Annotated in this window: 20 protein-coding genes; 16 read left to right on the forward strand and 4 right to left on the reverse strand. The window is 62.1% G+C overall.

The genetic code is table 11. The annotated features are described in order from the left end of the window. The first annotated feature begins 1 nt into the window (after window position 1). From ABD997_RS05575 to ABD997_RS05590, 4 genes are read left to right on the forward strand one after another with little or no spacing between them, the layout of a single operon-like run. Window positions 2-526, forward strand: a complete 525-nt coding sequence (locus ABD997_RS05575; protein ID WP_345316241.1) for a MotA/TolQ/ExbB proton channel family protein — start codon at window positions 2-4, stop codon at window positions 524-526. Window positions 527-536: 10 nt separating this feature from the next. After that, window positions 537-941, forward strand: coding sequence for an ExbD/TolR family protein (locus tag ABD997_RS05580; RefSeq protein WP_345316023.1), 405 nt, complete (start codon window positions 537-539; stop codon window positions 939-941). Continuing rightward, complete coding sequence (locus tag ABD997_RS05585; RefSeq protein ID WP_345316024.1) at window positions 938-1,570, forward strand: energy transducer TonB; 633 nt, start codon at window positions 938-940, stop codon at window positions 1,568-1,570. The genes ABD997_RS05580 and ABD997_RS05585 overlap by 4 nt, the downstream gene beginning before the upstream one ends. Before the next feature lie 14 nt (window positions 1,571-1,584). Continuing rightward, window positions 1,585-2,835, forward strand: a complete 1,251-nt coding sequence (locus tag ABD997_RS05590) for a tetratricopeptide repeat protein (protein ID WP_345316025.1) — start codon at window positions 1,585-1,587, stop codon at window positions 2,833-2,835. A gap of 72 nt (window positions 2,836-2,907) precedes the next feature. Here the strand turns inward: ABD997_RS05590 and dusC are convergent, their stop codons facing one another. After that, a complete protein-coding gene (dusC, locus tag ABD997_RS05595; protein ID WP_345316026.1) occupies window positions 2,908-3,852 on the reverse strand; it encodes a tRNA dihydrouridine(16) synthase DusC in 945 nt (314 codons plus the stop codon). A 213-nt stretch (window positions 3,853-4,065) separates the two neighbouring features. On the opposite strand from dusC, the gene ABD997_RS05600 reads away from it, so the two are divergent. From ABD997_RS05600 to hemH, 12 genes are all read left to right on the forward strand, one after another. Beyond that, window positions 4,066-4,467 carry an HvfA family oxazolone/thioamide-modified RiPP metallophore gene (locus ABD997_RS05600; protein WP_345316027.1) on the forward strand — a complete coding sequence of 134 codons (402 nt, stop codon included), beginning with the start codon at window positions 4,066-4,068 and terminating at the stop codon, window positions 4,465-4,467. Window positions 4,468-4,551: 84 nt separating this feature from the next. Next, window positions 4,552-5,400: an HvfB family MNIO-type RiPP peptide maturase gene (locus ABD997_RS05605; protein ID WP_345316028.1), complete on the forward strand. Its 849-nt coding sequence runs from the start codon at window positions 4,552-4,554 to the stop codon at window positions 5,398-5,400. Further along, window positions 5,397-6,158, forward strand: a complete 762-nt coding sequence (locus ABD997_RS05610; protein ID WP_345316029.1) for an HvfC family RiPP maturation protein — start codon at window positions 5,397-5,399, stop codon at window positions 6,156-6,158. The genes ABD997_RS05605 and ABD997_RS05610 overlap by 4 nt, the downstream gene beginning before the upstream one ends. Window positions 6,159-6,532: 374 nt before the next feature. Further along, window positions 6,533-7,078 carry an adenine phosphoribosyltransferase gene (gene apt, locus ABD997_RS05615; RefSeq protein ID WP_345316030.1) on the forward strand — a complete coding sequence of 182 codons (546 nt, stop codon included), beginning with the start codon at window positions 6,533-6,535 and terminating at the stop codon, window positions 7,076-7,078. 115 nt (window positions 7,079-7,193) lie between these two features. Then, entirely contained in the window at window positions 7,194-9,722 is a 2,529-nt protein-coding gene (gene dnaX, locus ABD997_RS05620) for a DNA polymerase III subunit gamma/tau (protein ID WP_345316031.1), read from the forward strand. Between the two features lie 77 nt (window positions 9,723-9,799). Then, on the forward strand, window positions 9,800-10,129 hold the full coding sequence (locus ABD997_RS05625; protein WP_345316032.1) for a YbaB/EbfC family nucleoid-associated protein: 330 nt from the start codon (window positions 9,800-9,802) through the stop codon (window positions 10,127-10,129). Further along, complete coding sequence (gene recR, locus ABD997_RS05630) at window positions 10,129-10,728, forward strand: recombination mediator RecR (protein ID WP_345316033.1); 600 nt, start codon at window positions 10,129-10,131, stop codon at window positions 10,726-10,728. The genes ABD997_RS05625 and recR overlap by 1 nt, the downstream gene beginning before the upstream one ends. A 260-nt stretch (window positions 10,729-10,988) precedes the next feature. Then, the gene (locus tag ABD997_RS05635) at window positions 10,989-11,828 is read left to right on the forward strand and encodes a hypothetical protein (protein ID WP_345316034.1); all 840 of its coding nucleotides are present in this window, start codon (window positions 10,989-10,991) and stop codon (window positions 11,826-11,828) included. 128 nt (window positions 11,829-11,956) lie between these two features. Beyond that, window positions 11,957-13,867, forward strand: coding sequence for a molecular chaperone HtpG (gene htpG / locus ABD997_RS05640; RefSeq protein ID WP_345316035.1), 1,911 nt, complete (start codon window positions 11,957-11,959; stop codon window positions 13,865-13,867). Between the two features lie 55 nt (window positions 13,868-13,922). Continuing rightward, window positions 13,923-14,798 carry a co-chaperone YbbN gene (locus tag ABD997_RS05645; RefSeq protein WP_345316036.1) on the forward strand — a complete coding sequence of 292 codons (876 nt, stop codon included), beginning with the start codon at window positions 13,923-13,925 and terminating at the stop codon, window positions 14,796-14,798. Between the two features lie 157 nt (window positions 14,799-14,955). After that, the gene (adk, locus tag ABD997_RS05650; RefSeq protein WP_345316037.1) at window positions 14,956-15,600 is read left to right on the forward strand and encodes an adenylate kinase; all 645 of its coding nucleotides are present in this window, start codon (window positions 14,956-14,958) and stop codon (window positions 15,598-15,600) included. Between the two features lie 714 nt (window positions 15,601-16,314). Then, on the forward strand, window positions 16,315-17,328 hold the full coding sequence (gene hemH / locus ABD997_RS05655; RefSeq protein ID WP_345316038.1) for a ferrochelatase: 1,014 nt from the start codon (window positions 16,315-16,317) through the stop codon (window positions 17,326-17,328). Here the strand turns inward: hemH and pxpA are convergent. The 3 genes from pxpA to pxpB are packed head-to-tail and all read right to left on the reverse strand — an operon-like array spanning window position 17,325 to window position 19,713. Further along, on the reverse strand, window positions 17,325-18,083 hold the full coding sequence (pxpA, locus tag ABD997_RS05660) for a 5-oxoprolinase subunit PxpA (RefSeq protein WP_345316039.1): 759 nt from the start codon (window positions 18,081-18,083) through the stop codon (window positions 17,325-17,327). The genes hemH and pxpA overlap by 4 nt on opposite strands. Then, window positions 18,080-19,021: a 5-oxoprolinase subunit C family protein gene (locus ABD997_RS05665; protein ID WP_345316040.1), complete on the reverse strand. Its 942-nt coding sequence runs from the start codon at window positions 19,019-19,021 to the stop codon at window positions 18,080-18,082. Before ABD997_RS05665 ends, pxpA begins: the two co-directional genes overlap by 4 nt. Beyond that, window positions 19,009-19,713: a 5-oxoprolinase subunit PxpB gene (pxpB, locus tag ABD997_RS05670; RefSeq protein WP_345316041.1), complete on the reverse strand. Its 705-nt coding sequence runs from the start codon at window positions 19,711-19,713 to the stop codon at window positions 19,009-19,011. The genes ABD997_RS05665 and pxpB overlap by 13 nt, the downstream gene beginning before the upstream one ends. Window positions 19,714-19,814: the final 101 nt, after the last annotated feature.

A 19,814-nucleotide genomic window follows, 5' to 3' on the forward strand; every position in this document is an offset into this window, starting at 1 on the left:
GATGGATGGCCTGATGGGGCTGCATGAGTCGGTCAGGGATTTCATGGCCACCGGAGGGGATGTGCTCTGGTTGGTGGCTGCGGCGTTGGCGCTGACCTGGATCCTGATGCTGGAGCGCTTCCTGTTCCTGCGCACTGAGTTTCCCCGGCTCCAGGCGCGCATGGTGGCCCAGTGGCAGGCCCGGCCGGAGCGCCGCTCCTGGACCGCCCGCCGGGTGCGGGAAACCCTGCTGTCCCAGGCCCGGGTCGAGCTCAATGCCCGCATGGGGCTGATCGGCGCCCTGGTGGCGATCTGCCCCATGCTGGGACTCTTGGGGACGGTCACCGGGATGATCACCGTGTTCGAGGTGATGGCTGCCCATGGCACCGGCAATCCCCGGATGATGGCATCGGGGATCTCCATGGCCACCATCCCCACCATGTGCGGCATGGTGGCGGCCCTTTCCGGGGTGTTTTTCAGCGCCCGGCTGACGGCGAAGATCAAGGTCGCCGGTCAGCGCCTCAACGACCACCTGCCTTTCGACTGAGTAAGACACCATGGCACGCAGAAAGACCGCAACTCTGAACGATGAAGCCCAGGTCGACATGACGCCGATGCTGGACATCGTCTTCATCCTGCTCATCTTTTTCATCGTCACCACCTCCTTTGTCAAGGAGGCGGGGATCGAGGTGAACCGGCCCCAGGCGGCCCAGTCAACGGCCCAGCCTTCCGCCAATATCTTTATCGCGTTGACGGACAGTGGTCTCATCTTCATGGAGAACCGGGAGGTGGATATCCAACGGGTTCGCGCCAACGTGGAGCGGATGCTGGCGGAATCGCCGGAAGCCCAGGTGATGATCCAGGCGGACCAGGACACCAAACATGGCCTGGTGGTGAAGGTGATGGACCAGGTTAAAGCCGCTGGCATCGATGCCATCTCGGTCTCTGCGGAGCCCAAATGATGGGACGCGCGCTGATCGCCACCGCACTAGGGCTGAGCATCACCCTGCTGCTTTTTGTCTTCATGGCCTCCCTGGTTGAGGGCGGTGACCGTCAGGCCCAGGGCCGGGCAGAGCTGCCGCCGATCCAGGTCACCATGGATCGTCAGGACAGCGATGCCCAGCGCCGTACCCGGGTGTTGCCGCCGGCCCCGCAGTTGCAAAGTGAGCCGCCGGCATTGCCGCCGATGGAGCTTGCGGTGGAAAGCGCCGCCAGTACCGAATCGCTGGCTCTGGAGCTTCCGACAGCGACCGTCGCCGGCGGGATCGTGACCGATCTGACCGCACCGGGTACCCCCATCGGCGGCCTGGCCGGCAACGGTGAGGCGATGCCCATTCAACGTGTCGAGCCGCGTTACCCGGCGGATGCCTCCAGGCGGCGCATTGAGGGGTACGTGGTGATGTCCTTCACCATCGACGAGGCGGGCGGCGTCACCGACATCCGTGTGTTGGAGGGGCAGCCACGACGGGTGTTTGACCGCGAAGCGATGAACGCGCTGAGTCGTTGGAAATACCGGCCCAAGGTCGAGGATGGCAAGCCGGTCCGTCAGCCCGATCAGCAGATCCGGCTGGATTTTGAGCTGACCCAATAGCCAAAGAAGGTCCCATGATGATGAAAAGCAGGCTGTTCTCTTTGACGTTGACCGCCATCCTGTCCACCGTCCTGGTCCCCCACCAGGCCCGGGGGGCGGAGCCCTCATCGGCCCAGTGCGTGGCACAGTCACGGGAGGGGCGTGCGGCGTCGCCGCCGGTGGCGCGCAGTATCCAAAAAGCGTTTGAACTCTATGAGCAGGAGCAGGGTGAAGCGGCGCTGAAGCAGCTGCTCGACCTGACGCCGACCGCGGCATTCGATCGGGCCTATGTGGACCGTTTCGTCGCCAACCTGGCGGCCGCCCAGCCGGATCAGCAGGCCCTGGCGCTGGAGTACGCCGACCGGGCGCTGCGCTCTGATCGTCTCAACCACTCGGATCATGGCCAGCTGCTGCGCCTGAAGGGCGACCTGTCGATGCAGCTGGAGCGTTACTCAGAGGCGTTGTCGGCCTACCAGGCCTGGCTGGAGTTCACCTGCCGGGCCGACGAGCAGGTCTACCTGCGTATGGCGGCGGCCAGTCAGGCGCTGGAAGCGCCGGTCGAGGTGCTGCGCTACGCGGATCTCGCCCTGGAGGTCAAAGGGGCGCCGGATCGTAACCTCTACCTGCTGAAAATGGGGGCTTACTACCAACAGGAGCAGTTCTCCTTGGCGGCAGGGCAGCTGGAGAAGCTGCTGGCCCATTTTCCCGATAACCCGAAACTCTGGGTGCAACTGGCCCAGCTGCACCTGTTGGCGGGGGAAAATGATAAGGGACTCTACATTCTCGACATCGCCTTTCGCAGCGAGCTGCTCGATGCCGGTGCCGAACTGCGTTTGTTGAGCCAGCTGATGTTGCAGCGGGAGCTTCCCTACAGTGCGGCGCGGGTCCAGGAGTATGCTCTGGACAACAAGCTGCTTAAGGGGGATACGGATCTCTACCGTCGCATCGCCAGTGCCTTCTACCAGGCGCGGGAGAGTGAGCGGGCGATCCGCTATTTTCTCAAGGCCGCTGAGGCCGGAAACCTGAGTCGGGATTACCTGAGTGCAGCGAACCTGATGATGCAGCGAGAGGCCTTTACCGAGGCCAAAGCGGCGCTCACCCGGGCGCTTAAGGCTCGCGAGGTGGCGCAACCGGGGGCGATCCACCTGCAACTGGCCCAGGCTCACCTCGCGCTCGACGAGCACAAGCAGGCGCTGGCAGAGGTGGAGCTGGCGGCAAAGGATGAGTCCCTGTCGGAGTCTGTAGCGAGTTGGCGTGACTATCTACGCCAGCTGAGTCAAGGCTGAGCGGCTCGGCGCCAGGGCACAGACTAAATCACAGCAAAACGGCCTCTTCGGAGGCCGTTTTGCGTTCTTGGCTCAGGACGCGGTGGCGTGCTCTTCGAACAGGGCCACGATCTCGGCGCTGCGCCTGAGGGTGCGCAGTCGGGCGAACTGCTCCGAGGCTTCCGGGTAGGCTTTGCGCAGGTATCCAAACCACTGCTTGATGCGGTTGGGTAGGTAGATCTCCTTGTCGCCATTGACCTCCATCTGGGTGTAGCGATAGAGGATAGGTTGCATCTGGGCCCAGCTCAGGGGGGCGGCGTTGTGTTTCACCACGTGGCCGAAATTGGCGATCTGCAGCGAGCCGCGACCCACCATGAGATCCCGGCAACCGGACGCGGCCTGGCAGGCGAGGGCATCGGCGTGGCTGAAGATCTCCCCGTTGGCGATCACCGGGATCGACAGCTTCTCCACGACCGGCTTGATGTGATCCCACTTGATGGCGGAGGCCTTGTAACCGTCGCTCTTGGTACGGGCGTGGATCGCCAACTCATCGGCGCCGGCCTGAGCCACGGCATCGGCGATCTCATGCACATGGGTGGGATCATCCCAGCCCAGCCGGATCTTGGCACTGAGTATCTGGCCAGCGGGAACCGCCTCGCGCATCGCCTTTAGGATCTGGTAGATCTGTTCCGGCTCCTGGAGCAGCACCGCGCCCCCTTTTGAGCGGTTCACGGTCTTGGCCGGGCAGCCAAAGTTCATGTCGACACCGGGAGAGCCCAACTCGATGGCACGCTCCGCGTTGGCGGCCAGCCACTGTGGGGTCTGTCCGAGCAACTGCACCCGGACCGGGGTACCGCTCAGGGTCTTGCCGCCGTTACGCAGCTCCGGTGAGAGCCGGTAAAACACCTTTTTGGGCAGCAGCACATCCACCACGCGCACAAATTCGGTGACGCAGAGATCATAGGGGTTGAGCTCGCTGAGCAGTTGCCGCATCAGGGGATCCATCACCCCCTCCATCGGCGCCAGTATCAGTCGCATGGTGGTCATCTTTTGGTCAAATCGGGGGCGGGAGTGTACCAGTTTTGCGCCGCCAGGGCAGCGCTGGTGGCCGCTCTGTGGACAAAAACATGGCGCCTGCGATAAATGTTGTTAAATTGTGAAAGAGGTTGCGGGAAGACGAGGTCTTCTTGCTTGAGTCGCGGCGGACGTCGTGGATGAAACTGGATTAACGCGAGAGAAAGGATGAAGACAATGAATAGTGCAAAGAAAACCTCGGTAGCAGCGGCATTGGGCGCTTTGGTGGTTGGGGGTTCCCTGGCCACGGCGGCGCAGGCCAACCCTTTCGCCATGAATGAGCTGGCTTCCGGCTACGAGATTGCCCAGGTGGTGGGTGACAAGGCAGGTGAAGGCAAGTGTGGCGAAGGCAAATGCGGCGAAGGGATGGCCAAGGGCAAGGAGGGCAAGTGCGGCGAAGGGATGGCCAAGGGCAAGGAGGGCAAGTGTGGCGAAGGCAAGTGCGGTGAAGGGATGGCCAAGGGCAAGGAAGGTAAGTGCGGCGAAGGGAAATGCGGCGAAGGGAAATGCGGTGAAGAGATGAGTAAAGGGAAAGAGGGTAAGTGCGGCGAAGGCAAATGCGGTGAGATGCCCCGGTAAGCCCCCTCGTCCAACGGATAACGGGGCCAGCCAACGCTGGCCCCTTTTTACCTAACAACGCTTAAGCAGTGGCAGGAGCAGAGGATGATCCAGGGTGCGGGCATTGGCCTTCGTCGGGAGATGGTGGCGGAGTTGGCGGAGGGAGCGATCCCCGACGCGGTGGGGTTTATGGAAGTGGCACCGGAAAACTGGCTCAAAGTCAGTCCCCGGCTTCGGCGGCAATTTAGTGAGATCGCCGAGCGTTGTCCCATCGTGTGTCATGGCCTCTCGCTCTCCATCGGTGCACCGGCCCCCCTGGATGAGGGGTTTGTCTGTCAGGTAAAGGGGTTTCTGGACACGCATGACATCGAGATCTATTCGGAGCACCTCTCCTACTGCTCCGGCAACGCCCACCTCTATGACCTGATGCCGATCCCCTTTACCGAAGCGGCGGTGGCCCATGTGGTGGAGCGGGTGAAACGGGTTCAGGAGATCCTGGAGCGGCCACTGGTACTGGAGAATGTCTCCTACTACGCCGCCCCGGGTGCCGAGATGACGGAGCTTGAGTTTCTCAACGCCGTGCTGGACGAGGCAGACTGTGAATTGCTGCTGGACGTCAACAATGTCTATGTCAACAGCGTCAACCACGGTTACGACCCCGTGGCCTTCATGGCGGCGTTGCCCACCCATAGGATCCGTTACCTGCATATCGCCGGACACCATCGTGAAGCGGAGGATTTGATCATCGATACCCACGGCGCGGATGTGATCGACCCCGTTTGGGCGCTGTTGGATTCCGCCTATCAACTGCACGGTGTTCATCCGACCCTGCTGGAGCGGGATTTCAACCTGCCGCCGATGGCGCAATTGTTGACCGAAGTGGATCAGATCGTGAGTATTCAGCGGCGTTTTGACCAGAACCGCTCTGTGGCGGCCGGGAGGGCATCCGCATGAGCGTCGATTTTCGTGATATCCAGCGGGACTTCATGGCACGGATCCGCACCGAATCGACCCCTGAACCGCCGTTGGGCATTGAGGCCCGGCGCCTGGGAGTCTACCGGGAACTGATGTTCAACAATGTCAGCGGTTTTGTGGACAGTGGCTTCCCGGTGTTACGTCGTCTTACCGACCCAGCCCAGTGGCATCGGCTCAAGCGACGCTTCTTCGCCTTTCATGACTGCGCATCGCCGCTGTTTGTCGACATTGCCCGGGAGTTTGTCCGCTTCCTGGCCCTCGGTCAGCACTTGGAGGGGCTTGAACCCTTGCCACCCTGGGCTTTAGACCTGGCGGAGTATGAGTATCTGGAGCTGGCCGTCGACACTCTGGATGAGGTGCAGGACCAGCCGCCATTGGCCACCCCCGAAGCGGTGTTAACCGGGCCCCTGGCCCTTTACCGGGCGACCCGGCTTGGCCAGTACGATTACCCGGTTCAGCGCCTCGGCGCCGAGTGCCCCCGGGTGGATCCCGACCCCACCCATCTGCTGGTGTACCGTAAACTCGATGACCGGGTCGGCTTCGTGGAACTCAACGGGATCTCTGCACGCTTGCTGACGATGCTGTCGGAGGCACCGGGGCAGGACGCACAGGCCTTGATCACCCCCTTGAGCGAGGCGTTGCCGGATCTGCCCACGGAGCAGGTGGCACAGGGCGGGGGGCAGCTTCTGCTGCAGATGGCTGCCTTGGGGATCGTCCGGGGGTACCGAAAGGGGTGACGCAAGAGGGTTTTTCCTGCGGCTGGGCGGGAAAATTTCCCTCGCTGCTTTGGGCTGTTTTTGTGACGTCGATCGCGCTAATATTGCGGCTCTTTTTTGCCAAGGGAGTGTAACGCGATGGCCGATCAACAATTCAAAGAACCCTACAACATCCTCCATTTCCTGGGCCTTGTGGCCGTTCTGCTGATCCCAACCGCCCCGGCGACCCTAACCTGGATCAAGATCCTGACCCAATAGTCGGGGGCCAGCCCGGAGTCGGAAGATTGCATCTGCCACGGCAGACGATTAATCTTAGGCCGCAATAGGTTTAAACCCAGTTGTGCTGACGACTGGGTTTTTTTATGTGGTACCTGCCACCCGGGAATAGAAAAACCATGAATCAAGCTTCACTGGCTCAGATCAAAGACAGCATTAAGACCGTCCCCAACTACCCCAAAGAGGGGATCATGTTCCGCGATGTCACGTCGCTACTGGAAAACGGCGAGGCGTTTCGATTGGCCATCGAACTGCTGGCCGAGCACTACCGTGGCCGCGGCTTTACCAAGGTGGTGGGTACTGAAGCCCGCGGCTTCCTGTTCGGGGCCCCCTTGGCCCTGGCCCTGGGATTGGGCTTCGTACCGGTTCGCAAGCCGGGCAAGCTGCCCCGTGCCACCAATGCCCAGTCCTACGAACTGGAGTACGGCATGGACACGCTGGAGATCCACGTCGATGCCATCGAGTCCGGTGACAAGGTCCTGGTGGTCGATGACCTGCTGGCGACCGGCGGCACCATCGATGCGACCGTTACCCTGATCCGCGATCTCGGCGGCGAAGTGACCGATGCGGCGTTCGTCATCAACCTGCCTGATCTGGGTGGAGAGCAGCGGCTCAAGGCGCTCGGGGTCAATGTGCTTGCTCTGTGTGAGTTCGAGGGAGACTGATCCCTCGCTCCGCTGACGAGCCGGGCCTTGGGCCCGGCTTTTGGCGTTTTAAGGCCTGTGATACTCTGTTGCTATCCCGCGACTAGACGATTTTTCCCCTATTTTCAGGAGTCCCATGTCCTACCAGGTACTGGCACGAAAATGGCGGCCCGCCACCTTTGAACAGGTGGTCGGTCAGGAGCACGTGCTCAAGGCGCTGAGTCATGCGCTGCAAACCGAACGATTGCACCACGCCTACCTGTTTACCGGTACCCGCGGCGTGGGGAAAACCTCCATCGCCAGGCTGTTGGCCAAGGGACTGAACTGTGAAACCGGGATCACGGCGACCCCCTGTGGTCAGTGCCAGAACTGCCGCGAGATTGCTGAGGGACGTTTTGTTGACCTGCTGGAGATCGATGCGGCTTCCCGCACCAAGGTGGACGACACCCGGGAGATCCTCGACAACGTGCAGTACCAGCCGGTGCGTGGCCGCTTCAAGGTCTACCTGATCGATGAGGTGCACATGCTCTCCCGGCACAGCTTCAACGCTCTGCTGAAGACCCTGGAGGAGCCACCGGAGCATGTGAAGTTCCTGCTGGCGACCACGGATCCGCAGAAACTTCCGGTGACCGTGCTCTCCCGCTGCCTGCAGTTCAACCTCAAGAGTGTGCCGCCTAAACGGATCGCGGCGCACCTGGCCCGGGTGCTGGATGCGGAGGGGGTGCCTTACGACCCGCCGGCACTGGATCTTCTGGCGCAGGGGGCCGATGGCAGTGTCCGGGATGGAATGAGCCTCACTGACCAGGCGATCGCCCATGGTGCCGGTGCGTTAAAGCTGGACCAGGTTCAGGCGATGCTGGGTACGCTGGACAGTGGTTACGCGGTCAAGTTGATCCAGGCACTGGGACAGGCCGACCCGGCGCAGCTGTTGGCGGTGCTGGATGAGGTGGAGCCTTTTGCCCCCGATCATGACGACCTGCTGCGGCAGATGTCGGCACTGCTGCACCAGGTGGCCCTGGCCCAGTTTGATCTCCTGCCCCAGGAGTCGGGCCCGGGCGGCGCCGGGCCGGAACAGCTGCGGCAATGGGCAGCGCAGTGGGACCGTGAGCAGATCCAGCTGTGGTACCAGATCCTGATCCAGGGTCGAAAGGATCTTGCGGTTGCCCCGGATCCGCGCAGTGGCCTCGAGATGACGCTATTGCGGGCGGTGGCGTTTGCCCCGGCTGCGCCGCTGCCGCCGGTTCAGGCGCGCCAGCCGTCCGCTCAGCACCTTGCTCAGACCTCTGCAGACAATACCGAAAGTCCAGGCGTGGCAAACGCAAGTCGGCCGGAGCCGGTCAGCGAGCATCGCCCCTTGGCGCAGCCGAGCTCTGGGCCGGCCGAACAGGCTCAGGAAAAGCCGGTGTCAGATGGGGAGCCCGCCGAAGCGCCACATCAGTCAGGCCAGCCCACGGATGTCGACGAGGCCGCCCTGAGTCAGGAGCAGTCACAGATCCTGGCGCAGGCAGAAGCGATGAACCAGCCGCCGGCGTCGGGCGAGTCTCACCAATCCCGTCCGGCTGCACCTCAGACGCTTCCCCCGGAGGCGGTGATGCCGGATGAGGTGGCGATGGCGGCGGAGCAGGCGATGTTGATCGCCGAAGCCCAAGAGATGGCCAGCGTGTTCAACGACGAGCGGATTGAACCTTCAGGGCCGGAGGCGGCCGTTGCCCCCGAGCCACAGGGATCCGCCCCGGCTGAGCAGCACACCCTGAGCCCGGAAGCCCTGGCGACCGGCGATCTCATCAACCAGGTATTGGCTGACCAGTCCCGCCTGGCAGAGCGCTTCGCTTCCGAGGAGGGGGCGCCTGAACCGGACCCAAAGCCCAAAGCTAGGGCGGCCAAGAAGTCGACCGCTCGGGAAGCGGTATCGGCTGACAGTGCACTCCAGCCCCCTTTGAGGCAAGACCCTGCCCCTGCAGAGGCGACAGCCGATGAGGACAGGCCGCCCTGGCGGCTTGATTCCGAGGTCCACTGTGACGCTTCTCCGGCGCCGGCGCCGGCGTTGGAGCGGGGAGTGGCAACGAGTGCGGAATCGGAGTCCCGGTCTGAGTTGGTCCCACGCCCTGAGCCAGAGCCTGCGCCTGAGCCTCGTCTTCTGCAATCGGAGGCGCCCGCAACGGCGCAACCGGTCGCTCGGTTGCCAGAACCGAAGAAGGCAATGGCACCGTCGGTGCCAGGGGCAGAATCGGGCAGCAGCGAGAGAGAGACCGACATGCAGTGGTACCGAGCGATGTCGAAGTTGGGGGTAGGCGCCCGGCCTCGCCAGCTGGCGGTGAACTCGATCCTCAGTCGTGACGGCGACAGGGTGCTGCTCTCTTTACGCCCGTCGCAGCGGCATCTCAATAATGACTCCGTGGTGGCGCCGCTGAAGGGGGCGCTGGAGCAGTTGTGGCAAGTCGAGATCCAGCTTGAGATTGAGATCGCCGATAAGCCCGGGCGCGAGACGCCGCTGGAGATCCGTCGTCGTCGCCACAAGGAGAAGCAGGCGGCCGCCCGGGAGGCGTTGCTGGCGGATCCGGTGAGTCAATGGATGCAGCAGGAGCTGGAAGCACAGCTGATTGAGGAGTCCGTCAGCTACGGCCCCCCTGCTGACACAGCGGTATCGGGCGTCAGCACCCGATAAACCCCTTGTCCGGGGGCATGGTTTTAGTAACATGTGCCCCCATCAGCGCGAAGCGCAGTTTAAAGAGAGAGCGAATTATGTTTGGAAAAGGCGGAATGGGTAACCTGATGAAGCAGGCGCAGCAGATGCAAGAGCGCATGCAGAAGGCCCAGGAAGAGATCGCACAGATGGAGTCCGTGGGTGAGTCCGGTGCCGGTATGGTAAAGATCACCATGAACGGAGCCCACAACGTTCGTCGCGTCGAGATCGATGAGAGCCTGATGGAAGACGATAAAGAGATGCTGGAAGATCTCATCGCCGCGGCCATTAACGATGCCGCCCGCCGGGTGGAGGAGAATCAGAAAGCCAAGATGGCTGAGATCACCGGTGGAATGCAGCTGCCCCCGGGCATGAAGCTGCCGTTCTAATGAAATTCAGTCCCCTGGTGGATGCACTGATCCAGTCGCTGCAGTGCTTGCCCGGCGTTGGGCCCCGCTCTGCTCAGCGGATGGCCTTTCAGTTGCTGGAGCGGGATCGCAGCGGGGGTGCCAAGCTGGGCAGCGCCCTGCAGTCCGCCATGAGCGACGTGGGCCACTGCGGCTCCTGCCGTACCTACACCGAGGAGACGCAGTGCCGTATCTGCGCCAATCCCAAGCGGGCGCAAAGTGGACAGCTCTGTGTCGTTGAGTCCCCGGCGGACCTGCTGGCGATAGAGAGTGCCGGCCAGTTTGACGGTCGATACTTTGTCCTGATGGGACACCTCTCCCCGCTGGACGGGATAGGCCCTGACGAGATCGGGCTGGATCGGCTGGACCAGATGCTGGCCGATGGGAGCTGGCAGGAGGTGATCCTGGCCACCAATCCGACGGTCGAGGGCGAAGCCACGGCGCAGTACATCGCCGACATGGCGCGTCAGCACCAGGTGGCCATCAGCCGCATCGCCCACGGCGTGCCCGTGGGGGGAGAGCTGGAGTACGTGGATGGCACCACGCTGGCCCTGTCGTTCAGCGGACGGCAAAAGCTGTAACTGGCACGTTCAGCGGTGAAGGCGACCCGGGTGGGTCGCTTTTTTATTGCCCGTTTTTGCTGCGGGGATCCCCTAATCCTCGGAAAGCCTCCTCGCGGAATGGCAGAATAAATGACTGATATTTATAAAGAAATAAAATAATCCACTCTTCCTCAAGTTATCCACAGAACTTCCCCAGAGTTATCCGTTGCTTACCCTTTGCGCTGTCGATAATTTGAACACCTTCCAATCAAACCAGATCCATTGACACACGGAGTGTGATGATGAACGAGGAACGGCTCGGGCAGTTGATCGAAGGCGCTTACGACGCCGCTGTAGAGGGGCAGTGGTATGAGTGGCTGGAGCAGTTGCGCCAGCAGATGTCGGCGGCGGGGGGGATGCTGGCCCACCTCGGCAGTGCCGGGATCCCGGTGCGCAGCCTGCCTGTTGCCTGCGGTGGGGATCTGGTGCCGGAGCTGGTGCATAGCTACCTGGAACGGCGCAGGCAGGACCCCTGGTACTGCCAGGTTCGACGTCAACGCAACAACGTCATCACCCTGGATGCCCGGATGCGGCGTTTGCGCGCCCGCAGTGCGCTGGCGGATCTCTACCAGGGGCTGAATTGCCACTACCACACCGGCGCCGTTTTGTCCGGGGGGCACGGCCACTTCCTTCTGGCGCTTCATCGGGCGCCGGGACAGGAGGACTTCGGGGCCGAACAGCAGCAGATGCTCTCCTGCATCAACCAGCACCTGCGCCAGGCGATGGCCCTGACCCCGATGCTGTTCGAACTGGTCCAGGGACGCCTGCTGGCGGACAAGTTGAACGACACCCAGGTGCCCCAGGCGGTGGTTCGGGCCAACGGCGTTCCTGCCTTCGTCAATGAGGCGATGGCCAACTACCTCCGCGGCCAGGGGCAGCCGTTTCGCTTCCACCGCGGCAAACTGGGGGGGCGCCAGCCCTTCCTCGACAGGCTGATAGAGCGGGCTCAAAACCGGCTCTGCCAGTCCGGTGTGGCCGCCTGTCAGGCGGTGACCATCCCCCTTGGCCAGCAGGATCTCTCCCTGATGCCGCTGCCCCCCCAGGTACTGGAGGGCGCTACCTTGTGGCAGATCCGTTGAAGGGCTGAACGCCCCTTGCCATCGCGGCAAAAATCCGCCGCCTTGGTACAAAAAGGCTCTTGAATTCCAAAAGTGTGTCCCCATCTCTGAGGGGACACACTTTTTTGTTCGATTTTCAGGAGACAAGCATGTCCGTGCAGCAAGAGACCCACGGTTTTCAAACAGAAGTCGCCCAACTGTTGAAACTGGTGACCCACTCTCTCTACTCCAATAAAGAGATCTTCCTGCGTGAACTGGTATCCAACGCCGCCGACGCCGCCGACAAACTGCGCTACAAGGCGCTGTCGGATCCCTCCCTGTATGAGGGCGATGGAGAGCTGCGCGTGCGTCTGTCGGTGGACCGGGAGGCGGGTACCCTGACCATCGCCGATAACGGCATCGGCATGACCCGGGATGAGGCGATCGAGCACCTGGGCACCATTGCCAAGTCCGGTACCGCCGACTTCTTCGCCAACCTGTCCGGCGACGCCGCCAAGGACTCCCAACTGATCGGCCAGTTCGGTGTGGGTTTCTACTCGGCGTTTATCGTTGCTGACAAGGTGGTGGTGCGCTCCCGTGCCGCGGGGGTGGATACCACTGCCGGGGTGGAGTGGACCTCCGGCGGTGAAGGGGATTACACCGTGGCCACCATCGAAAAGACCGGCCGTGGTACCGAGATCATTCTCCACTTGCGGGAGGAGGAGAAGGAGTTTTTGGATGAGTGGCGCCTGAAGCAGATCGTCTCCAAGTACTCGGATCATATCTCCATCCCGGTGGAGATGTGGCAGGAGGGGACCCCGGAGCGGGAGGAGGGGGGCGAGACCATTCCCGCCACCGAAGGCCAGTGGCAGGCGGCCAACAAGGCCACCGCACTCTGGACCCTCTCCAAGTCCGAGATCTCGGATGACGAGTACAAGGAGTTCTACAAGCATGTCGCCCACGACTGGGAAGATCCCCTGCTGTGGAGCCACAACAAGGTTGAGGGCAAACAGGAGTACACCAGTCTGCTTTACATCCCGGCCAAGGCTCCCTTCGACATGTGGAACCGCGACAACAAGCATGGCCTGAAGCTCTATGTGCAGCGCGTCTTTATCATGGATGAGGCGGAGCAGTTCCTGCCCCAGTACCTTCGCTTCGTCAAAGGCCTGGTGGACTCCAATGACCTTCCCCTCAACGTCTCCCGCGAACTGCTGCAGGACAACAAGGTGACCCAGGCCCTGCGCGGCGCCCTGACCAAGCGGGTGCTGGGTATGCTCGACAAGCTGGGGCGCAACGATGACGCGAAGTACCAGCAGTTCTGGAGCCAGTTCGGTAACGTGCTCAAAGAGGGGCCGGCGGAAGACTTCGCCAATAAGGAGGCGATCGCCAAGCTGCTGCGTTTCGCCTCCACTGCCAACGACTCCAGCGTCGCCAATGTTTCTCTGCCGGCCTACATTGAGCGGATGAAAGAGGGCCAGGACAAGATCTACTACATCGTGGCGGACAGCTACGCGGCGGCGAAGAACAGCCCGCACCTGGAACTGCTGAAGAAGAAGGGGATCGAGGTGCTCCTGATGTCCGATCGTATCGACGAGTGGCTGATGTCTCACCTGACCGAGTTCGACGGCAAGGCTCTGGTTTCGGTGACCCGGGGTGACCTGGGACTGGACGACCTCTCCGACGAGGAGAAAGCCGAGCAGGAGAAGCAGGCCGAGGAGCACAAGCCGCTGCTGGATCGGGTCAAAGAGGCCCTTGGCGAGAAGATCAAGGAGGTCAAAGTCTCCCAGCGTCTGACCGACTCCCCAGCCTGTATCGTTACCGATGAGCAGGACATGTCCAGCCAGATGATCAAGTTGATGCAGGCAGCGGGCCAGCCGGTGCCGGAGGTGAAACCGATCTTCGAACTCAACCTGACCCATCCGCTGGTCGCTAAACTGGAACAGGAGGTGGACGAGGAACGCTTCAAGCAGTGGGCTGGCCTGCTGTTGTCCCAGGCGATGCTGGCGGAGCGAGGCAGCCTGGACGATCCGTCCGAGTTTGTTGCCCAACTGAACAGCCTCTGGCTGGAACTGAGTCACTAACCCTTTGATGTCGCCCCGCTCTCGATGCGGGGCGGCCTTTATCAAGAGAGTGCGAATGCAACCGACGCAAGCGGCGCCCGAGGCGCAAGAAACAATCATCAATGTCAACGCCCAAAATGTGCAGCAGGTGGTGGATGCCTCCATGCGCATGCCGGTGGTGATGAATTTCCACTCGACCCAGGTGCCTGAGTGCCAGGGGGTCAGTGATACCTTGACCGCGGAGGCCCGTGCCCGTGCCGGTCAGTTCCTGCTGGCCAACGTGAACTGCGACAGTGAGATGGAGCTGGCCCAGTACTTCCGGATCCAGGCACTGCCCACCGTGCTGGTCCTCTCCCAGGGGCAACCTGTGGATGGGTTTGCGGGTCCCCAGGAGCCGGCGATGATCCGCCAGGTTCTGGAAAAACACCTGCCTGCGGGCTGGCAGTTGAAGCTGCAAGAGGCCCAACCCCTGTTGGCCAAGGGCGATTTTGATACCGCTTTGCCGCTTTTACGCGAAGCCCTGGCAGAGGAGCAGAATGGTGACACCTTGCTGGCGCTGACCGAGTGTCTGCTGGGTCTGAAGCGGGCCGATGAGGCCGAAACCCTGCTGGGCCAGGTGGGCCTGGCGGACCAGGATGGGCGCTATCAAGGTTTGGTGTCCCAGCTGGAGCTGTTGAAGGAGGCGGCGGATACCCCGGAGATCCGTACCCTGCAGCAGCAGATCAGCGAGCAGCCGGACAACCCCCAGTTAGTGGTAGAACTGTCGGTGCAGCTGCACCAGGCGGGACGTAACGAAGAGGCGCTTGAGGCTCTGATGGGGCTGCTGAAACGCCAGCTGGATGCCGCCGATGGGGATGCCCGCAAAACCTTCCTTGATATTGTGAAGGCGCTCGGGCCTGCGGATCCCACGGCGGCGGCCTACCGTCGACAGTTTTACAGCCTGCTCTATTAGGTGGGGAAAAGCGGGGCAGGGGGCGATCATCGCGGTGGTCTCCTGCCCTTTTTGCGTCATTCGAAGTCAAAGAGTGGCGGTGATGCCCTTCCCTTGGCGGGTCGGCTATGCCAAGATCCGTGAGATTTAAATTTTTATAAAGTCGGGAGAAAGACGCATGCGCATAATTTTGCTGGGCGCCCCCGGTGCCGGTAAGGGCACCCAGGCCCAATTCATCATGGAGAAATACGGAATCCCGCAGATCTCCACCGGTGACATGCTGCGCGCCGCGATCAAGGCCGGGACACCCCTGGGCCTGGAAGCGAAGAAAGTGATGGATGCCGGTCAACTGGTCTCCGATGAGATCATCATTGGCCTGGTAAAAGAGCGTATTGCGCAGGAGGACTGCAAGAATGGGTTCCTGCTCGACGGCTTCCCCCGCACCATTCCTCAGGCGGATGCCATGAAGGAGAATGGCATCAAGGTGGATCACGTGATCGAGATCGACGTGCCTGATGAGGAGATCGTCAAGCGTATGAGCGGCCGTCGCGTCCATCCGGGATCCGGCCGCGTTTACCACGTGGTTTTCAACCCGCCGAAGGTGGAGGGCAAGGACGATCTTACCGGTGAAGAGCTGGTGATCCGTGCCGACGACGAAGAGGCCACCGTGCGCAAACGCCTGGGCGTCTACCACGAGCAGACCAAGCCGTTGGTCGCTTACTACAGTGAAGAAGCGGCCCGGGGCGCCAACCAGTACCACAAGCTGGATGGGACCCAGGCGGTCGATGCCGTCTCCGGACAGATTGCTGAACTGATCGGTTAATCGCCCCAGGTCGAAAGAGCCCCGCAGTTGCGGGGCTTTTTTTGTGGTTTATCGCTTATCTGCGGGGTAAATTTTCATTTGTGAGAGATATCTGTTTCTGCACTAACTTGATTTATCGCGTTGACGTGGTGCCGTGCAGGATGCGCAAATGCCGCGAGCGCATGGATGCTCAGGAGCGGCCAACCAAAGGGGCTACTCGCCCCCTTTCCTTTTCGTAAAGAACGGCCCCGTTGCCTCCGGTCGGTGCTATTCCTCGCTCTCGCCCCGCACGGTCAAGGTATCGGCCAAAGTTGGCTGTACCGCTGCGCTATCCATGCTGCGCGATAAAGTCCTGCTTCGGCTTCCCTACCTTCGCGTTCAAGCCTTCGGCTTTCACCCATTCCTCCGCTGGCCTTTCGGGCCTTCCTGATCCTCTCCCTTGCCTTACCGGGGCTTCACTCGGGCACCTCTAAGTCGGCCTAAAAGCGGGTGGGGGCATTCGCCTTCGAGCCGTGAATGGCTAAAGGCAACAGAGCGGCTATTTCAAACTTTTGAATACGAATGTATTCGTCTGCCCGGAAATCCGCGAAGAACCTTTTTATTCTGTTCCCGAGCGGGCTGGGCTTCAGGCGAATGCGCCAATCGTTAATTGCGTGATGCCGAACCTGTCGCTGCTTAAGATCCAATGTTAATCTTGCGTCGTACTTAACGATTTACAACAGGCAGTTAATGGATATGACGCAACCACGTTACGGAGTCCTTCTGGTTAACCTTGGCACCCCCTGCCAACCAACGCCCCGCTGCGTTAAATGTTTTCTCAGCCAGTTCCTGGCGGATGAACGTGTCGTTGACCTGCCCCGCTGGCAGTGGATGCCGATCCTCCACGGCATCATCCTCAACACCCGGCCCAAGCGGGTCGCCCGGGCCTACCAGTCGATCTGGCAGGAGGGGGGCTCACCGCTTAAGGTGATCAGCCACCGTCAGCGGGAAGCCCTGGCGGAACTCCTGGCCCAGCGCAGCGGGGAATCGGTCCCGGTGGAGCTGGGGATGACTTACTGTAAGCCGGGCTTACGGGAGGGGTTGGACAAGCTGGAACAGGCGGGGGTGGAGCGGATCGTGGTGCTGCCACTCTTTCCCCAGTACTCCTGCTCCACCACAGGGGCCGTGGTGGATGCATTGGCGGCGACCCTGAAGCAGAAACGCTCGATGCCGGAGTACCGACTGATCCGGGATTATCATCGCGATCCCGCCTACATCAAGGCCCTGGCACAGAGCGTGCGAGAGAGCTGGGCCGAACAGGGTCGGGGAGAGCGTTTACTGGTCTCCTTCCACGGCGTCCCTCAGCGCTACGTAGACGAGGGGGATCTCTACCGCGACCACTGTGAAGCAACAGCCCGAGCTCTGGCGGCGGAGCTGGAGCTTGACGCGGAGGCGTGGACGCTCTGTTTCCAGTCCCGGTTTGGAAAGGAGCCCTGGCTGCAGCCCTACACCGATGAAACCCTCGAAGCGCTGCCCAAGGAGGGAGTCACCTCGGTGGACATGATCTCTCCGGCGTTCTCGGTGGACTGCCTGGAGACCCTGGAGGAACTGGCGATCGAGGGGAAACAGGCGTTTATGGAGGCGGGCGGTGAAAACTACCACTTCATCCCCTGCCTGAACGATCGCGATGATCATATCGCTATGATGGCGGACCTGGTGGAGCGTCATGCTGCAACCTGGGCCTCGGAGCCGGTCGCCACACTCCCTTAAGACAGTGCGCCGTCACCGGGTGTCGAGAGTGTCACCCGATGCTGCGCCATCCACTGGCGGATGGCGCGGGCAAAAGGCAGGGCATGGGGGCCATCCCCATGCACACAGAGCGTGTCTATTCTCAGCGGCACCGCCTCGCCCTCCACACTGGTGACCCGGTGTTGCTCGACCATCTCCTGAAGCTGCCGAAGGCACGCCGCCAGGGAGGAGATCGAGGCATTAGGCTCACTGCGGGGCACCAGGGTACCGTCATTTCGATAGCGTCGATCCGCAAACCCCTCGGCGATCACCGTTAAACCCGCCTGCTGTGCCATCGATTGCAGCGGGCTGTTGGCCAGGGCATAAAGTTTCAGGCCCGGGTCCAGTGATTGAAGGGTCTCCACCACCACGTTGGCCATCGCCCTGTCATGACTGGCCTGATTGTAGAGTGCCCCATGGAGTTTGACGTGATGGAGCTTGCTGCCCAAAGGGTGAGCCAATGAGGCCAGGGCCTGGATCTGTTCCCGCATCAGGGCTTTGAGCTGGGGCTTCGAGAGGGAGAGCGGGCGCCGGCCAAACTGTTCGCGATCGTCGTAGCCCGGATGGGCACCGATAGCAACGCCATGCTTGCGCGCCAGTAGCAGGGTGGTCAGCATGCTTGCCCGATCCCCGGCGTGGCCGCCACAGGCGATATTGGCGGAGCTGATCAGCGGCATCAGCCGATCATCCTGACCGGCGCCCTCCCCAAGGTCACAGTTAATATCCAGGCTTCTCATGAGCCTTCCCGCCAGAAGCGCTTGGCACTGATGGAGAGCCGGGCCAGGCGGGCACGCTGTTCCGCCTGCATCATCCGGGCTTGCTCCCAGTCGCATTGGATAAAGCGCAGGGTCTGACCCGGTGCCAGCTGGGCCAGAACCGACCAGTCCGCCCGCGCGATCTGGGCAATCTTGGGGTAGCCTCCCGTGGGCTGGCTGTCTGCCATCAGGGCGATGGGTTGGCCACTGGGCGGGAGCTGTATGGTGCCCCGCTGGACTGGTTCGGTGAGGATCTCCGCCTTGGCCTCGGGCAGGGGCTCCCCTTCCAGCCGGGCTCCCATGCGGTCAGAGTGGGCGCTCAGTCGCCACTGTCGTCGAAACAGGGCCCGGTGCTGGTGCTCCCGATAGTGGGGCCCGGGTATGACGGCGATCAGTGCTGGTTCCGGCGTGATCCCCCCAAGCCGGGTAAAGCTGTCTTGGGGATGAGGCAGGTGGTGACGCTGGATCGGTAGCCGGTCGCCTGCTTGCAGCGCGCGTCCCTTCCAGCCGCCGATCCCCACGTTGAGCTGGGTGGCGCAACTGCCCAGCACCGGCGGGACCTGGAGGCCGCCCTTGACCGCCAGGTAGGTGCGGCAGCCCCGGCGTGCCCGGCCCAGATCCAGCCGCTGTCCCCGGAATACAGCGATGGGTTGGCCCTGCTGCAACGGCTGGCCGTCAAGCAACGGCGCCATGGGGGCGCCTACCAGGGCGATCACCGTATCGCAGTGGAAGGTCAGCGTCGGCCCCACCAGGGTGCACTCCAGCAGCGGCGTGTCATCCGGCTGCAGCAGCAGGCGGTTGGCGACGCTGGCGGCGAGCAGGTCCGCGGCACCACTCTGAGCAAACCCCAGGTGGGCCTGACCACTGCGGCCATGATCCTGCACTGTGGTTTGCAGGCCCGGTTTGATCACTTCCAGCATGGGTGTGCCTCGTTTTGCTGGCACAGCTGCTGATACTGCTCGGTGCTGATAGGTTCAAAGGTGAGGGTGTCGCCGGGCAGCAGCCAGGTGACGGACTCTTGATTCAGGTCCAGAAGCGGTTGAGGAGTGCGTCCGATCAGGTGCCAGCCTCCGGGACTGGGGCTGGGGTAGATCCCGGTCTGGCTGCCGCCAATGGCCACGCTTCCGGCGGGGATTGTTGCCCTCGGACTCGCCCGGCGGGGCAGTTGCAGTGCCTCTGGCAGCCCCGACAGGTAGGCAAACCCCGGGGTGAAGCCAAGGAAGCAGACCGAGTAGGTTGGCGCACAGTGCCGCGCGATCACCGCTTCGACACTCAGTTGACTCAGTTGGGCCACGGTATCGAGATCCTCCCCCAGCTCGTAGCACACCGGCAAGGTGCGGTGGCGGCCCGTTACCGGCGGGGCGCTGCGCCACTTTTTCCGATGTTGATGGAGAAACTGTTTCAGGTTTTCGATCTCCGGCTGGGGGCCGTTTGGGTCAAACCAGAGCCCCAGGCAGTGATAGGTGGGGACCGCATCCCGCAATCCGGGCAGGGCGTCCAGCACCCCGATGATGGCGTGGATCTGCCGCTGAGTGTCAGGATCCTGTCGCGGGGGCCAGCGCAGCATCAGGGCATTTTCTGACAGTGTCTCGATCTGGAAGGGCAACGTCATCCAATTTCTACCAAGTGACTCAGAGTTAACATAAAGTTAACAGCCTGACGGGGCTGGGTGCCAGTCGAAAAAATCCCCAGCGGGATCTTCCCCCTGAGCAG

Origin of the sequence: Ferrimonas gelatinilytica, assembly GCF_039544205.1 — a bacterium.
GTDB classification, from domain to species: domain Bacteria; phylum Pseudomonadota; class Gammaproteobacteria; order Enterobacterales; family Shewanellaceae; genus Ferrimonas; species Ferrimonas gelatinilytica.

Bases quoted from the DNA above. Each gene is read 5' to 3' on its own strand.
- ABD997_RS05575 (WP_345316241.1), top strand. From the start codon at position 2: ATGGATGGCCTGATGGGGCTGCATGAGTCGGTCAGGGATTTCATGGCC.
- ABD997_RS05580 (WP_345316023.1), top strand. From the start codon at position 537: ATGGCACGCAGAAAGACCGCAACTCTGAACGATGAAGCCCAGGTCGAC.
- ABD997_RS05585 (WP_345316024.1), top strand. From the start codon at position 938: ATGATGGGACGCGCGCTGATCGCCACCGCACTAGGGCTGAGCATCACC.
- ABD997_RS05590 (WP_345316025.1), top strand. From the start codon at position 1,585: ATGATGATGAAAAGCAGGCTGTTCTCTTTGACGTTGACCGCCATCCTG.
- dusC (WP_345316026.1), bottom strand. From the start codon at position 3,852: ATGCGACTGATACTGGCGCCGATGGAGGGGGTGATGGATCCCCTGATG.
- ABD997_RS05600 (WP_345316027.1), top strand. From the start codon at position 4,066: ATGAATAGTGCAAAGAAAACCTCGGTAGCAGCGGCATTGGGCGCTTTG.
- ABD997_RS05605 (WP_345316028.1), top strand. From the start codon at position 4,552: ATGATCCAGGGTGCGGGCATTGGCCTTCGTCGGGAGATGGTGGCGGAG.
- ABD997_RS05610 (WP_345316029.1), top strand. From the start codon at position 5,397: ATGAGCGTCGATTTTCGTGATATCCAGCGGGACTTCATGGCACGGATC.
- apt (WP_345316030.1), top strand. From the start codon at position 6,533: ATGAATCAAGCTTCACTGGCTCAGATCAAAGACAGCATTAAGACCGTC.
- dnaX (WP_345316031.1), top strand. From the start codon at position 7,194: ATGTCCTACCAGGTACTGGCACGAAAATGGCGGCCCGCCACCTTTGAA.
- ABD997_RS05625 (WP_345316032.1), top strand. From the start codon at position 9,800: ATGTTTGGAAAAGGCGGAATGGGTAACCTGATGAAGCAGGCGCAGCAG.
- recR (WP_345316033.1), top strand. From the start codon at position 10,129: ATGAAATTCAGTCCCCTGGTGGATGCACTGATCCAGTCGCTGCAGTGC.
- ABD997_RS05635 (WP_345316034.1), top strand. From the start codon at position 10,989: ATGATGAACGAGGAACGGCTCGGGCAGTTGATCGAAGGCGCTTACGAC.
- htpG (WP_345316035.1), top strand. From the start codon at position 11,957: ATGTCCGTGCAGCAAGAGACCCACGGTTTTCAAACAGAAGTCGCCCAA.
- ABD997_RS05645 (WP_345316036.1), top strand. From the start codon at position 13,923: ATGCAACCGACGCAAGCGGCGCCCGAGGCGCAAGAAACAATCATCAAT.
- adk (WP_345316037.1), top strand. From the start codon at position 14,956: ATGCGCATAATTTTGCTGGGCGCCCCCGGTGCCGGTAAGGGCACCCAG.
- hemH (WP_345316038.1), top strand. From the start codon at position 16,315: ATGACGCAACCACGTTACGGAGTCCTTCTGGTTAACCTTGGCACCCCC.
- pxpA (WP_345316039.1), bottom strand. From the start codon at position 18,083: ATGAGAAGCCTGGATATTAACTGTGACCTTGGGGAGGGCGCCGGTCAG.
- ABD997_RS05665 (WP_345316040.1), bottom strand. From the start codon at position 19,021: ATGCTGGAAGTGATCAAACCGGGCCTGCAAACCACAGTGCAGGATCAT.
- pxpB (WP_345316041.1), bottom strand. From the start codon at position 19,713: ATGACGTTGCCCTTCCAGATCGAGACACTGTCAGAAAATGCCCTGATG.